The following is a 13,906-nucleotide window of genomic DNA, read 5'->3' as shown; positions in this document are numbered from 1 at the left end:
CCTATCCATGCTATAATGAATGTAAACGGTTTAGCTGAAAGGAGCAATTCATGACAAATTTAAAGGAACAAGTTGGGATTAAAGCGGCGGAGTTTGTAAGAGATGGCATGATTGTTGGCTTGGGAACAGGTTCAACAGCCTACTATTTTGTCCAAGAAATCGGACGTCGGGTGCAGGAAGAAGGTTTGCAGATTACAGGTGTGACGACCTCTCATGCCACTGCAGACCACGCAGCCTCTTTAGGAATTCCTTTAAAGAATATAGATGAAGTTGACTATGTAGACTTGACAGTTGACGGAGCTGATGAAGTTGACGGAGCCTTCAATGGTATTAAGGGTGGAGGAGCCGCCCTGCTCATGGAGAAGGTGGTTGCGGTCAACAGCAAGGATAGCATCTGGATTGTGGATGAATCTAAGGTGGTCGATACCCTTGGCGCCTTCAAGTTGCCAGTGGAAGTGGTGCAATATGGTTCTGAAAATCTTTTCCGCCTCTTCGAGAAAAAGGGTTATCGTCCAAGTTTTCGGATGAAGGATGGTCAGAAACATGTGACCGATATGAAGAATTTCATTATAGACCTAGATTTGCAACGGATTGAAGACAGCTACGCCTTGGCTGATGAATTGGATAGAACAGTTGGTGTCGTAGAGCATGGGCTCTTTATAGGCTTGATTTCTAAGGTCATTGTCGGCACACCGCAGGGACCAAAAATTCTTGAAAAGAAATAAAGTGAAAACGCTTCTCATTAAACTAACTATGAGAGGCGTTTTTGTGGTATAATGAAAAGACGAACAATAGAACCTGTATTCATTATTCAGCACCTCGCTTATCAATGCAAGTTCTTAGAAAAAGGAGTTCTTATGTCTAAATTTAAACGTATTCATCTGGTGGTTATGGATTCTGTTGGAATCGGTGCGGCACCAGATGCAGACAAGTTTTTCAATGCTGGTGTCAACGACACAGAGTCTGATACACTAGGTCATATCTCTGAGAAGGCAGGGTTAGCAGTGCCCAATATGGCTAAAATCGGTCTTGGAAATATCCCTCGTGACACAGCTCTTGCTACTGTTCCAGCTGAGGAAAGTCCAACTGGCTATGTGACTAAGTTGGAAGAAGTATCGCTCGGCAAGGACACTATGACAGGTCACTGGGAAATCATGGGTCTTAATATCACTGAGCCATTCGACACTTTCTGGGACGGTTTCCCTGAGGAAATTTTGACAAAAATCGAAGAATTTTCAGGTCGTAAAATCATCCGTGAGGCCAACAAGCCGTATTCAGGTACAGCTGTCATTGATGACTTTGGTCCTCGCCAAATGGAAACTGGGGAGTTAATCGTCTATACTTCCGCAGACCCTGTCCTTCAGATTGCAGCCCACGAAGACATTATTCCACTGGATGAATTGTACCGTATCTGTGAATATGCTCGTTCCATCACCCTTGAACGCCCAGCTCTTCTCGGTCGTATCATCGCCCGTCCATATGTCGGTGAGCCAGGCAATTTCTCTCGGACTGCTAACCGTCATGACTATGCGGTGTCACCGTTTGAAGCAACAGTTCTCAACAAGCTAGCAGATGCAGGCGTACCTACCTACTCTGTCGGCAAAATCAGCGACATTTTCAACGCATCAGGTATCACAAATGACATGGGTCACACCAAGTCAAATATGCATGGTGTCGATGTCTTGATTGAAACCTTGCAGTTGGCTGACTTTGAGAAAGGTTTCTCCTTCACCAACTTGGTGGACTTTGATGCCGTTTATGGTCACCGCCGTGACATCGAAGGCTACCGTGATTGCTTGCAGGAGTTCGATGCTCGTATCCCAGAAATTATCGAAAATATGCGTGAGGATGATTTGCTCTTGATTACAGCAGACCATGGAAATGACCCTGCTTATGCAGGTACGGACCATACCCGTGAGTATGTGCCACTCTTGGCTTACAGTAAGTCATTCAAGGGAAGTGGAGTCTTGCCAGTTGGACATTTTGCGGATATTTCAGCTACTATCGCAGAAAACTTCGGTGTCGAAAAAGCCATGATTGGTGAGAGTTTCTTGGACGGACTGGTTTAATGGACGAGGAATAGCTATGAATATTTTGGGAGAGATTGGCAAGGCTTTGGATGATGTTGGAAAACAGGCAGGGAATTTTGTTCAAAACGCTAATGGAGCTGTTTCTAAACAATTGGACAATGCTGGAAAAATAACTCAGGAGGCTATGTTATCTACATTGGATTGGGCCTATACTACAACACTTAATGGGATTCCGGGTCAATCTACTTTAGATGAATTTGTTGAAGATTACTTGAGCAAATATGATGAAGATACTGCTATTGAAAAGCTTATTCAATTTCAAACAACAAAGGCAGCAACATCAGGTTTTGTTGCTGGATTGGGTGGCATCATAACAATGCCTGTCACCATACCTGCCAATATCACAACAGTTATCTTATTTCAGATGAGGATGGTTGCAGCTATCGCTAAAATTAGAGGATATGATGCAAGAAGTGATCAGGTTCAAACGTTTGTTTATTCAGCTTTAGCGGGTGTTTCTATTTCTGAAATTGCTAAGAATGCGGGAATAAATCTTGGAAATAAATTGGCACTAAGTTTGCTAAAGAAATTACCAGGAGAAGTATTAAAAAAAATCAATCGTGCAGTCGGTTTTCGTCTTGCTACAAAGTTTGGTTCTACTGGAGTTATCAATTTAGGTAAGATGGTTCCTTTAGTTGGTGCTATAATTGGCGGCACTTTTGATACCACAACAACTTTAATGATCGCAGATTTTGCCAAAAAGACATTTACTAAAAATGGACTCGATTTAGGGGATGGGATGGTTATTATCAAGGATGTGACCTACTCCAAATCCAAAGAAGAGGAGAACGAAAAACTAACGGTCTATTACAATCCTGACTGTAGTAAATGTAAGAAATTACAAGTCTTATTGTCTAGTCAAGATTTGGATGTCAAGTGGGTTAATTATCTAGAACATCCATTAACAGAGGTAGAATTGGCAGCACTTTTGGAAAAAATGGACAGTCAGCCCTCTGCAGTTATTCGGTTGACGGAAGAAGAGCGAGCAGGCTTGTCAGAAGAAGAACTTTTCCAGCGTTTAGTGGCAGAGCCTGCTCTTCTCAACCGTCCCATTATCGAGCGAGAACAGACAGCCTTTCTCTGTCGTCCCCTCGACATCATCAAGAAAAAAATGCCAGAATATGACTGGTCAGCTTATGTATAAAAGGAGAAATTATGAGTTTACTAGCAAAAATCAATGAAACAAAAACCTTCTTAGAAGAAAAAGGTTTGGTCAAACCAGAATTTGGTTTGATTTTGGGCTCAGGTTTGGGCGAATTAGCGGAAGAAGTAGAAAATGCTATCGTAATCGACTACGCGGACATTCCAAACTGGGGCAAGTCAACAGTTGTGGGTCATGCTGGTAAGTTGGTTTACGGTGATTTGGCAGGTCGCAAGGTCTTGGCTTTGCAAGGTCGTTTCCACTTCTATGAAGGCAATCCGATGGAAGTCGTGACCTTCCCAGTCCGTGTTATGAAAGCTCTTGGTTGTGAAGGCGTGATTGTAACCAATGCCGCAGGTGGTATCGGCTACGGTCCAGGTACCCTTATGGCCATTACAGACCACATCAACATGACTGGTCAAAATCCGCTGATTGGCGAAAACTTGGAAGAATTTGGTCCACGTTTCCCAGATATGTCAAATGCCTACACCAAAGAATACCGTGAAAAAGCGCATGCTGTTGCGGAAAAATTGGGTATCAAGTTGGACAATGGTGTTTACCTCGGTGTGACAGGTCCTACCTATGAAACACCTGCAGAAATCTTGGCCTTCAAGACATTGGGTGCCCACGCAGTCGGTATGTCAACAGTACCAGAAGTTATCGTGGCAGCTCACTCAGGTATGAAAGTCTTGGGTATTTCTGCCATCACTAACTTTGCGGCTGGTTTCCAATCTGAACTCAACCACGAAGAAGTAGTAGAAGTAACTGAGCAAATCAAGGGCAACTTCAAAGGCTTGGTCAAAGCTATCTTGGCAGAGTTGTAAGATTGTCAAGAAGAGTGTGTACAGTATGAAACCTTTTAATCCAGATAAATGGATACTGATTGTTATTCTTTTGATGGCGATAGTAGCTGTCGCCTACCTCTTTTTCAAACCTGTCCACAGTATCCCTTATATCGCTATTACTACCTTACTCTTCATCTTGCTTCAAAATAAAAATAGAAAAAAATAATTGAGAAAAGGAAAGCTCTATATGTCAATCCATATTTCCGCAAAACCAGGCGAAATCGCTGATAAGATTTTGCTTCCTGGTGATCCACTTCGTGCTAAATTTATCGCTGAAAATTTCCTAGAAGACGCAGTTTGCTTCAACGAAGTCCGCAATATGTTTGGCTATACTGGTACTTACAAAGGTCATCGCGTATCTGTCATGGGAACAGGTATGGGAATGCCTTCCATTTCTATCTACGCCCATGAGCTTATCAACGACTACGGCGTTAAGAAGCTTATCCGTGTGGGAACAGCTGGTTCGCTTAACAAGGATGTTCATGTTCGTGAATTGGTCTTGGCTCAGGCAGCAGCAACCAACTCTAAAATGATGAACATTGATTGGCCAGAATATGACCTGCCACAGATTGCTAGCTTCAATCTCTTGGACAAGGCCTATCATATTGCTAAGGAACTCAATATTACTACTCATGTGGGCAATGTTCTATCTTCAGATAGTTTCTACTCACCAAAACTCTTCAGCCGTAACTTAGAATTGGGTCAAATCGGTGTCAAGGCAGTTGAGATGGAAGCCGCAGCTCTTTACTATTTGGGGGCTAAATTCGGTGTTGAAACACTTGCTATCATGACCATTTCGGATAGCTTGGTCAACCCAGAAGAAGATACGACAGCAGAAGAACGCCAAAATACCTTCACAGACATGATGAAGGTCGGCTTGGAAACTCTGATTGCGGAATAAAACAACTAGCGGTGTGATTAGGAGGTATCGTATGACATTTGCAAACTTTGAGCCCACACGACATGTAGAAGATTTTCATTTGGCGGGGTTTGCTTATTAGTCAGACAGTCCAGTGGACTGTCTGAGCTCGCTCCTTGAAAATGAAAAGGGGGCGATGGGGAAAAGATTTAAACGTACTACCTCCTTAGAAATGCTAGAAATGCTCGCTGAGCCAACCAATCCCTATGATTCAGAAGCAGTTGTTATTCTCTATCAAGGGAAAAAGCTCGGCTATATCCCCAAGCATAAGAATAGCCTAATTAGTCGCATGTTATTCTATGGACATGGTGACATTCTTGAAGCACGTGTTCAAATGATTGATCTCACTGAACATCCGGAGCGTCAACTTCGTGTGGTTGTTAAATTTAAAGATAATCGTAAAAAATAAGGGATAGGGCAAACAGTCCATTCGGATTGCTGAATAATATAAAAGGCGAACTATATACAGTTTTGTATTATAGCTTGCCTTTTTTTGTTAAATAGGGTATAATTATCATGTAGAAAACGTTTACAAAAAAATAAGAAACGTTTCTGAATGATTACATTAACATATACAAAAGGAGATAAGCAGTGATTAACTTACAAAATTTTGTCCAATCTATGTATGCCAAGCGCATAGAGGACTGTTCTGACTATGAACTCTATTATGCTTTGCTTGCATTTACTAAGCAACAGAGCGAAGCTAAGTACACCAATGAGCAGAAGAAGAAAGTCTACTACATTTCTGCAGAATTCTTGATTGGTAAACTCTTGTCTAACAACTTGATCAACTTGGGTGTTTATGATGAGGTGAAGAGCCAGCTTGCAGCTGCAGGTAAGGACTTGATTGCTATCGAAGATGTGGAGATGGAGCCATCTCTTGGTAACGGTGGTTTGGGTCGTTTGGCTGCTTGCTTCCTTGACTCCATTGCTAGTCTCGGTCTCAACGGAGATGGTGTGGGTCTTAATTACCACTTCGGACTTTTCCGTCAGTTGTTCGAATACCACCAACAATCTGCGGTGCCAAACGAGTGGATTACACCCCGTTCTTGGTTGACAGAATCCCCAATTTCTTACCAAGTGCCATTTGCTAACTTTACCTTGACTTCTAAGTTGTACGATATTGATGTGCCAGGTTATAAGACTGAACGGAAGAACCGTTTGCGCTTGTTTGACCTTGGTTCAGTAGATGACAATATCATTTATGATGGTATTGAGTTCGATAAGGAAGACATTTTCCGTAACCTAACCCTCTTCCTTTATCCAGATGATTCGACAGATGAGGGTAAAGTTCTCCGTATCTTCCAGCAATATTTCATGGTATCCAACGCGGCTCAACTCTTGATTGATGAAGCGGTTGCCAAAGGGTCAAACCTTCATGACTTGCCTGATTACGCCGTGGTTCAAATCAATGATACCCACCCATCCCTTGTCATTCCAGAATTGATTCGTCTTTTGGAACTTCGTGGCATTTCCTTCGATGAGGCAATCGAAATTGTTAAGAAAATGACTGCCTATACCAACCATACAATCTTGTCTGAAGCCCTTGAAAAATGGCCGCTTGACTTCTTGAACCATGTGGTGCCTCACTTAGTACCATTTATCGAGGAGTTGGACCGCCGTGCCAAAGAAGTCAAAAATGACCCAGCAGTTAATATCATCGATGAGCATGGTCGTGTCCACATGGCCCACATGGATATTCACTATGGCTACTCCATCAACGGTGTAGCAGCCCTCCATACTGAGATTTTGAAAACATCAGAGTTGAAGGCCTTCTACGAGCTCTATCCAGAGAAGTTTAACAACAAGACAAACGGTATCACCTTCCGTCGTTGGCTCATGCATGCCAACCCAAGCCTAGCTAGCTATCTTGATGGCCTACTTGGCCATGGTTACCACCATGATGCTAGCGAGTTGGAAAAACTCTTGGACCACAAAGACAGCAAAGAATTGAAAAAATGGTTAGAAGAAACCAAGCAACACAACAAGCGTAAGTTGCAACGTCATATTGCCAAAACTCAGGGTGTCCATGTCAATCCAGAGTCTATCTTTGACGTACAAATCAAGCGTATGCATGAGTACAAGCGTCAACAGATGAATATCCTCTATGTTATCCATAAGTATTTGGATATCAAGGCAGGCAATATTCCAACTCGCCCGTTGACAGTCTTCTTTGGAGGAAAAGCAGCACCAGCTTACACAACGGCTCAAGATATTATCCACTTGATTTTGGTCTTGTCACAGGTTATCAAAAATGATCCAGAAGTAGCACCACACTTGCAGTTGGTTATGATTGAAAACTACAACGTAACGGAAGCCAGCTTCATCATCCCAGCTGCAGATATTTCAGAGCAGATTTCTCTTGCATCTAAAGAAGCTTCTGGAACAGGTAACATGAAATTTATGCTCAACGGAGCCTTGACCATCGGTACAGATGACGGTGCCAACGTGGAAATTCATGAATTGGTCGGCGATGAAAATATCTACATTTTCGGTCAAGATAGCCAAACTGTTATTGACCACTATGTCAATGGAACCTACCATCCATATGCCTTCTACGAGCGCGAAGCCATCCGTCCATTGATTGATTTCATCACTTCTGACACCATTCGTCATGCTGGTGGTATCGACGAACGCCTATGGCGCTTACAGGATAACCTCAAGCACAATGACCACTTCATGACCTTGCTGGACTTGGAAGACTACATTGCGACCAAGGAAAGAATGTTAGCAGACTATGAAGACCGCGACAGCTGGTTGGATAAGGTTATCGTCAACATTGCTAAAGCAGGATTCTTCTCATCAGACCGTACTATTCAACAGTACAACGAAGATATTTGGCATTTGGAAGCTAAGTAAGCTAATACTCTTCGAAAATCAAAATTATCCGTTGTCAAGAGCCTAGATGAACTTGAGTTCTATCGTCGGCTTCGTTTCCTAGGCTACTTTTGATTTTCATTGAGTATAAATAAACTAAAAATGACCTTTCGGGGTCATTTTTTCTGTATTCTATTTTTGAAAGCTTGAGCCATTGCGGATTGTCCCAAGAGGTTTCCGAGGGCAAAGCCAGAGGTGTTAAGCAAGATATCGCTAAGGTCAAAGAAGCCCAATGAAAAGAAGAATTGACAGGCTTCAACTAGCAATATGGCCTCTACAAAGAGAGAAAGTTTTTTCCAAGAAAATGAAAAAAGTAACCCAAGTGGTAAAAAGAGTAAGAGGTTAAAGACCAATATAGCAGGATTGAGAAATAGGTCTTGAGAGAAGGTACTAAGGAGATCCCAGTTGACACCTCTGACACCCATGCTTTTGAAAAAGAGGAGGTAAAGCAGCAGAAAACCATAGCATCCATAGAAAAAACAAAGTGTCAGTCGCGAAATGCCCGGCTGATAGACCAGTCGAAATAGGGTAAAGCAAACCCCAGTCATTAACAGGATTGCTGCAAGCGCCGGCCAAAAATCAACCGTCATAAAAATGGTCGAGAACTGGTAAAAAAGAAAGGTCATAAAGAGCCAGCGGCAAAGTAGAAATGACAGGATCAGGTTAATACAGTCATAGATAACTTCTTTTTTCATAGAGGACCTCCTTTTTTCATTATATCATTATTTGAGGGGGGAGGCAAAGGCTCAGGAAAATAATTTTAGGGACAGTATGCTATAATAGTTCTTATGAAAAAACGACCGACATCTGCCTATATCCACATTCCCTTTTGTACCCAGATTTGTTACTACTGTGACTTTTCCAAGGTCTTTATTAAGAATCAGCCTGTTGATGAGTATTTGGCAGCTCTCATGGAAGAGGTCAAGTTTTACGACCTGCCAGCCCTCAAGACCCTCTACATAGGTGGCGGAACACCGTCGGCCCTCTCGGCAGACCAGTTGGATTACCTTTTGACCAATCTGGAGGACTTGCTGGACTTGTCACAGGTGGAAGAATTTACCATTGAGGCCAATCCAGGTGACTTGACGGCGGACAAGATTGCAGTGCTAAAAAAATCCAAGTGCAATCGGGTGTCGCTGGGGGTCCAGACCTTTGACGACCGCATGTTGAAAAAAATCGGTCGCAGCCACAATCAGGCCCAGATTTATGAAACCATTGCAGCCCTCAAGGAAGCGGGTTTTTACAACATTTCCATTGACCTGATTTATGCCCTGCCTGGTCAGACCATGGAGCAGGTGATGGACAATGTCGCCAAGGCCTTGGAGCTGGACATTCCCCACATGAGCCTCTATAGCTTGATTTTAGAAAACCACACGGTCTTCATGAACCGCCAACGCCGTGGCAACCTCCATCTGCCCAACGAAGATGTGGAGTCCGATATGTTCGACTACATCCTTCAGGAGCTGGAGAAAAACGGCTTTGAGCACTACGAAATCTCCAACTTCACCAAGCCAGGCTTTGAAAGCCGCCACAACCTCATGTACTGGGACAACTCCGAGTATTACGGCCTAGGAGCAGGGGCTTCTGGCTACATCGACGGTATGCGGTACCGCAACCGCGGCCCTATCCAGCACTACCTCAAGTCCATCCGCGAAAAAGGCCATTCTCGCCTACATGAAGAATTCCTCAGCCAGACCGAGCAGATGGAAGAAGAGATGTTTTTAGGTTTACGGAAAAAAACTGGCGTGTCTATCGAGCGATTCGAGGAGAAGTTTGGTATCTCCTTCGAAGACCGCTACGGTCAGGTGGTCAGAGACTTGAAAAATGAAGGCCTCTTGCAAGAAGAAGACCGTTGGCTTCGGATGACCAAAAAGGGATTGTTTTTAGGCGATACAGTTGCCGAGCGTTTCATTATAGAAGATTAGAAAGAGGACACAATGGGAGTAAGCTACCAAGAGGAGTTCACCATTCCCTTTGATATGTGTGATGTGAAGCAGGCTGTCAAACTGCCTGACTTGATTTCCTATTGTCTGGGGTTATCAGGTCGGCAGTCGGAAGAACTAGGTCGGAGTGACCTCTATGTTTTTCAGGAATTTGGCTTGATTTGGGTGGTGACAGACTATGAACTGACTATTCAAGGCCTACCCAAGTACAATGAAAATATTGTTATAAAAACAGAAGCGGTTGCCTACAACAAGTTTTTCTGTCATCGGATGTTCTATATCTACGATGCAGCAGGTAATCTTTTGCTGGACATTATATGCTATTTTGTCCTGATTGATTTTGAAACTCGCAAGGTGGCGCCTGTGCCAGAAGATTTGATTGCTCCTTATCAGTCTGAGCAGGTCAAGAAATTGCCTCGAGCTCCCAAGTATCAGCTCTTGGAAAATCCATCTGTTCAAGAAATTCCTGTTCGCTACTTTGACTTGGATATGAATGGGCATGTCAATAATGGCAAGTACCTGGAATGGATGTATGAAGCACTGGGTTATGATTTTCTGCTCTGCCATGTTCCTAAAAAAATCCAACTCAAGTATCTTAAGGAAGTAGAGGCGACTAGCCTGGTGAGTTCACGCATGGTGGCAGAAGCTGGTGTCAGCCAGCATGAGATTGTGGTAGATGGGCAAATCCATGCGCAAGCTGTCATAGAATGGAGGGAAAGTCATGTCGCAGGATAAGTGGTTGGAATGGGCCGTGCGTTTACAAGCCTTGGCTCAGACAGGCTTGGCTTATGGAAAAGATGTTTATGACATGGAGCGTTTCGAAGAAATCAGACAGATTGCGGCGGAAATGTTGGTAGAGCCATCTGGACAGCCCTTGGAAGTGGTGAAAGACTTGTTTTGCAATGAAACAGGCTATCAGACACCCAAGCTGGATACCCGCGCAGCTATTTTTCAAGAGGATAAAATCCTACTGGTTCAGGAAAACGATGGGCTCTGGTCCTTGCCAGGTGGGGATTGTGTCATAATAATGACAGGTGCTTAAAACGCTGTCAAATCAAGGATTTGAGTGTTCTACAATCTGTCGTTAAGGAGGAAAAATTTATTTTATTATTTATAATATCGCATAAGCGAGAACATTTTAATAAGTGTTCTCGTTTTTTTATTTTAAGGAGGAATTCATGAAAAAGAAGGAACAATCATCACGCCAAATCGTGATGTGTCATCTCGTGGCTATTTTAGGAGTTGATATTGAGAAAGCAACTCATCTGGTTGATGAATTGGAACAAGTAGGTTTAATCCGATTTGATGAATTTGGAAATGTTGGAATTTTAGTTTTGGAGGGACAATCATGAAACGAATTACCGCTAATCAGTATCAGACATCAGAGCGTTATTATAAACTCCCTAAAATTTTGTTTGAGAGTGAACGTTATAAGGATATGAAGCTGGAGGTTAAGGTAGCCTACGCGGTTTTAAAAGATAGGTTGGAGTTGTCTTTGAGTAAAGGTTGGATTGATGAGGATGGGGCTATTTATTTGATTTATTCCAATTCAAATCTGATGGCACTTTTAGGCTGTTCAAAGTCAAAACTACTCTCTATCAAGAAAACCTTACGCGAATATGGCTTAATTGATGAAGTCCAACAGTCCTCTAGTGAAAAAGGTCGTATGGCAAATAAAATTTACTTGGGGGAATTAGAACATGAACCTACCCCAGTCTCCGATTCAAACGGGGCTAGTGTTAAAAAAACACTAGGGGGGTCTCAAAGAAAGACGGGGCCGGTCTTAAATTCAGCCCCTAGTGAGACTGAAGGAAGTGAGACTAAATATAGTGAAACTAAAGGGAGTGATTTCCTTATTGAGGACGAGGAGGAGAGGCAGCAAGTAGTTGAGAAACAAGAAGAGAACTTTACTTCAAAAGTCGATGGCGTGACCAAGTACGATCGAGATTATATTTGGGGTTTGGTTCATGACCAGTTAAGACAGACGGGTCTATCTCAGTCAGCTAGTGACTATGCCATGATTTATTTTAGTGACCGGTATCAGTATGCATTGGAACATATGCGATTTGCTCGGTCAGCGGAAGTAATAGCTGAATACGTATTTAATGGTGTGCTGTCAGAGTGGACCAAGCAACTGAGACGACAAGAAGGAAAGGGAGGTGATTAAGTTGATTTGGTGAATACTAGGCGGAATCTATCTGATTTCTATCATCATTTTGATTGTTGAAGAAATCCGTGCACCAGAAATGGATGATCATATATAAGCAAGAGTTTTACAAGTGTAAGGCTCTTTTTTAGTTGGAAAGAGAGGAAAAATGAAATTTTTAGATTTATTTGCTGGGATAGGCGGTTTTAGGCTAGGGATGGAATCACAGGGTCATAAATGTCTGGGCTTTTGTGAAATTGATAAATTCGCTAGAACATCTTATAAAGCTATGTTTAACACAGAAGGGGAAATTGAATACCATGACATTAAAGAGGTCACAGACCATGACTTTAGACAATTTAGAGGGCAAGTGGACATCATCTGCGGGGGATTTCCTTGCCAAGCTTTTTCACTCGCAGGCAGACGACTGGGATTTGAAGATACTCGAGGGACTCTCTTTTTTGAGATTGCTCGAGCGGCCAAACAAATCCAACCACGTTTTCTATTTTTGGAAAACGTCAAAGGCCTACTCAATCACGACGAGGGACGGACGTTCGCCACAATCCTCTCCACGATGGATGAATTGGGGTATGATGTCGAATGGCAGGTGCTTAACAGTAAGGACTTCCAAGTCCCGCAGAACAGAGAGCGGGTCTTTATTATCGGACATTCTAGAAGATACCGTTCCAGATTCATATTTCCTCTCAGAAGAGAAAACAGCCCAGCTCATCTTGAAAGGCTAGGAAATATCAATCCCTCTAAACGTGGTTTGAATGGTGAAATCTATCTGACGAGTGGACTTGCTCCTACACTACCAAGAGGTAAAGGAGAGGGGGCTAAAATCGCCATTCCAGTCTCAACACCAGATAGACTTGAAAAACGGCAACATGGGCGTCGCTTTAAGGATAACCAAGACCCTATGTTCACTTTGACTAGTCAAGACAGACACGGGGTTGTTGTCGCAGGAAATCTGCCGACTAGCTTTGACCAGACTGGAAGAGTCTTTGACATTTCTGGTTTGTCACCGACCTTGACCACCATGCAAGGTGGAGACAAGGTGCCAAAGATTTTGCTGAGGGAGGAGCTACCATTTCTGAAAATCAAGGAAGCCACAAAAACAGGGTACGCAAAGGCAACTCTTGGAGACTCTGTCAATCTGGCTTATCCAGCCTCAACCAAACGTAGGGGACGTGTGGGAAAGGGAATATCCAATACCTTGACAACTTCAGACAATATGGGAGTGGTGGTTGCTGCTCTGGAATATCGACAGGATAAGTGGTATGAAGTCACAGGCATTGTCTTAGAAGGAAAACTCTATCGCCTGAGAATAAGACGACTGACACCAAGAGAGTGTTTCAGACTTCAAGGCTTTCCTGATTGGGCTTATGAAAGAGCAGAAAGTGTTTCCAGTAAGAGCCAACTATACAAACAGGCCGGCAATAGCGTGACTGTCACAGTTATTGAAGCCATTGCCAGAGAATTTAGAAGAATAGAAGAGGAAGAAAAACATGAACCTACTACATAAGAAAAGTATCCTAGATTGTACCGAATTAGAAGGACGTATTCACCAAGCAGAAGCCAATCAGTTATTACAAAAGATACTGTCGCTCCCTAATTTTGATTGTGACTTTGAGGTAACTTTTGAAGATGATTACCACAAAGAGATGAATGATCCCCTATTCTACGAATCCAATCTTCATCGAATTTCGGATTTTATGGAAACTAGGGATATTAAAAATGGTGTAGATACATTATTGACGAAAGACAATCACTTGGCCTTTCGTGCCTTTGGTGAAAATTATTCTGCTAGGGGAAAGGATGGCATTTTAACGACTTTAGTGACGGTCAAGTGCTTTGGTGAAGGACGGATGCCCATTGATATGAGTCGCTATTTCTCAACTCCTGAACCAACAGTTGAAAATAGCCTAACCCTATAAGGAGGAGC

At 42.9% G+C, this 13,906-nt stretch carries 14 protein-coding genes and 3 pseudogenes; 16 read left to right on the top strand and 1 reads right to left on the bottom strand.

Annotated features, from left to right (window positions below; genetic code table 11):
* Positions 1-50 precede the first annotated feature (50 nt).
* From rpiA to C1G49_RS08375, 9 genes and pseudogenes are all read left to right on the top strand, one after another.
* Positions 51-725: a ribose-5-phosphate isomerase RpiA gene (rpiA, locus tag C1G49_RS08405; protein ID WP_105125331.1), complete on the top strand. Its 675-nt coding sequence runs from the start codon at positions 51-53 to the stop codon at positions 723-725.
* A gap of 132 nt (positions 726-857) precedes the next feature.
* On the top strand, positions 858-2,069 hold the full coding sequence (locus C1G49_RS08400) for a phosphopentomutase (protein ID WP_105125330.1): 1,212 nt from the start codon (positions 858-860) through the stop codon (positions 2,067-2,069).
* A gap of 112 nt (positions 2,070-2,181) precedes the next feature.
* Positions 2,182-2,850: pseudogene (locus tag C1G49_RS08395) on the top strand (EcsC family protein); the annotation flags it as partial.
* Positions 2,830-3,234: an arsenate reductase family protein gene (locus C1G49_RS11285; RefSeq protein WP_419579755.1), complete on the top strand. Its 405-nt coding sequence runs from the start codon at positions 2,830-2,832 to the stop codon at positions 3,232-3,234. The pseudogene C1G49_RS08395 and the gene C1G49_RS11285, both read left to right, overlap by 21 nt.
* Before the next feature lie 11 nt (positions 3,235-3,245).
* Positions 3,246-4,055 carry a purine-nucleoside phosphorylase gene (locus tag C1G49_RS08390; protein WP_105125329.1) on the top strand — a complete coding sequence of 270 codons (810 nt, stop codon included), beginning with the start codon at positions 3,246-3,248 and terminating at the stop codon, positions 4,053-4,055.
* Between the two features lie 25 nt (positions 4,056-4,080).
* Positions 4,081-4,242: a hypothetical protein gene (locus tag C1G49_RS11105; RefSeq protein ID WP_161942104.1), complete on the top strand. Its 162-nt coding sequence runs from the start codon at positions 4,081-4,083 to the stop codon at positions 4,240-4,242.
* 21 nt (positions 4,243-4,263) lie between these two features.
* A complete protein-coding gene (gene deoD / locus C1G49_RS08385) occupies positions 4,264-4,977 on the top strand; it encodes a purine-nucleoside phosphorylase (RefSeq protein WP_105125328.1) in 714 nt (237 codons plus the stop codon).
* A gap of 31 nt (positions 4,978-5,008) precedes the next feature.
* Positions 5,009-5,404 (top strand): annotated as a pseudogene (locus C1G49_RS11525) (HIRAN domain-containing protein).
* A 182-nt stretch (positions 5,405-5,586) separates the two neighbouring features.
* Entirely contained in the window at positions 5,587-7,854 is a 2,268-nt protein-coding gene (locus tag C1G49_RS08375) for a glycogen/starch/alpha-glucan phosphorylase (RefSeq protein WP_105125327.1), read from the top strand.
* A gap of 134 nt (positions 7,855-7,988) precedes the next feature.
* Here C1G49_RS08375 and C1G49_RS08370 read toward each other — a convergent pair whose 3' ends face one another.
* The gene (locus tag C1G49_RS08370) at positions 7,989-8,567 is read right to left on the bottom strand and encodes a VanZ family protein (RefSeq protein ID WP_105125326.1); all 579 of its coding nucleotides are present in this window, start codon (positions 8,565-8,567) and stop codon (positions 7,989-7,991) included.
* Between the two features lie 93 nt (positions 8,568-8,660).
* Here C1G49_RS08370 and hemW point away from each other — a divergent pair, with 93 nt between their 5' ends.
* The 7 genes and pseudogenes from hemW (at position 8,661) to C1G49_RS08330 (ending at position 13,898) form a co-directional block, all read left to right on the top strand.
* Positions 8,661-9,797, top strand: a complete 1,137-nt coding sequence (gene hemW, locus C1G49_RS08365) for a radical SAM family heme chaperone HemW (RefSeq protein WP_105125325.1) — start codon at positions 8,661-8,663, stop codon at positions 9,795-9,797.
* Between the two features lie 12 nt (positions 9,798-9,809).
* A complete protein-coding gene (locus C1G49_RS08360) occupies positions 9,810-10,550 on the top strand; it encodes an acyl-ACP thioesterase domain-containing protein (RefSeq protein WP_105125324.1) in 741 nt (246 codons plus the stop codon).
* Positions 10,537-10,833 (top strand): annotated as a pseudogene (locus C1G49_RS08355) (NUDIX hydrolase); the annotation flags it as partial. The gene C1G49_RS08360 and the pseudogene C1G49_RS08355, both read left to right, overlap by 14 nt.
* 160 nt (positions 10,834-10,993) lie before the next feature.
* Complete coding sequence (locus C1G49_RS11190; protein WP_032512781.1) at positions 10,994-11,167, top strand: hypothetical protein; 174 nt, start codon at positions 10,994-10,996, stop codon at positions 11,165-11,167.
* Complete coding sequence (locus C1G49_RS08345) at positions 11,164-11,982, top strand: replication initiator protein A (RefSeq protein WP_105125323.1); 819 nt, start codon at positions 11,164-11,166, stop codon at positions 11,980-11,982. The genes C1G49_RS11190 and C1G49_RS08345 overlap by 4 nt, the downstream gene beginning before the upstream one ends.
* 148 nt (positions 11,983-12,130) lie before the next feature.
* Positions 12,131-13,486 carry a DNA (cytosine-5-)-methyltransferase gene (gene dcm, locus C1G49_RS08335; protein ID WP_105125322.1) on the top strand — a complete coding sequence of 452 codons (1,356 nt, stop codon included), beginning with the start codon at positions 12,131-12,133 and terminating at the stop codon, positions 13,484-13,486.
* Complete coding sequence (locus C1G49_RS08330; protein ID WP_105125321.1) at positions 13,470-13,898, top strand: hypothetical protein; 429 nt, start codon at positions 13,470-13,472, stop codon at positions 13,896-13,898. The genes dcm and C1G49_RS08330 overlap by 17 nt, the downstream gene beginning before the upstream one ends.
* The last annotated feature ends 8 nt before the right edge of the window (positions 13,899-13,906 follow it).

Origin of the sequence: Streptococcus suis, from assembly GCF_002960625.1 — a bacterium.
Lineage (GTDB): Bacteria > Bacillota > Bacilli > Lactobacillales > Streptococcaceae > Streptococcus > Streptococcus suis_T.
This window is presented reverse-complemented; position numbering and strand designations above follow the sequence as displayed.

Bases quoted from the DNA above. Each gene is read 5' to 3' on its own strand.
- rpiA (WP_105125331.1), top strand. From the start codon at position 51: ATGACAAATTTAAAGGAACAAGTTGGGATTAAAGCGGCGGAGTTTGTA.
- C1G49_RS08400 (WP_105125330.1), top strand. From the start codon at position 858: ATGTCTAAATTTAAACGTATTCATCTGGTGGTTATGGATTCTGTTGGA.
- C1G49_RS11285 (WP_419579755.1), top strand. From the start codon at position 2,830: ATGGTTATTATCAAGGATGTGACCTACTCCAAATCCAAAGAAGAGGAG.
- C1G49_RS08390 (WP_105125329.1), top strand. From the start codon at position 3,246: ATGAGTTTACTAGCAAAAATCAATGAAACAAAAACCTTCTTAGAAGAA.
- C1G49_RS11105 (WP_161942104.1), top strand. From the start codon at position 4,081: ATGAAACCTTTTAATCCAGATAAATGGATACTGATTGTTATTCTTTTG.
- deoD (WP_105125328.1), top strand. From the start codon at position 4,264: ATGTCAATCCATATTTCCGCAAAACCAGGCGAAATCGCTGATAAGATT.
- C1G49_RS08370 (WP_105125326.1), bottom strand. From the start codon at position 8,567: ATGAAAAAAGAAGTTATCTATGACTGTATTAACCTGATCCTGTCATTT.
- hemW (WP_105125325.1), top strand. From the start codon at position 8,661: ATGAAAAAACGACCGACATCTGCCTATATCCACATTCCCTTTTGTACC.
- C1G49_RS08360 (WP_105125324.1), top strand. From the start codon at position 9,810: ATGGGAGTAAGCTACCAAGAGGAGTTCACCATTCCCTTTGATATGTGT.
- C1G49_RS11190 (WP_032512781.1), top strand. From the start codon at position 10,994: ATGAAAAAGAAGGAACAATCATCACGCCAAATCGTGATGTGTCATCTC.
- C1G49_RS08345 (WP_105125323.1), top strand. From the start codon at position 11,164: ATGAAACGAATTACCGCTAATCAGTATCAGACATCAGAGCGTTATTAT.
- dcm (WP_105125322.1), top strand. From the start codon at position 12,131: ATGAAATTTTTAGATTTATTTGCTGGGATAGGCGGTTTTAGGCTAGGG.
- C1G49_RS08330 (WP_105125321.1), top strand. From the start codon at position 13,470: ATGAACCTACTACATAAGAAAAGTATCCTAGATTGTACCGAATTAGAA.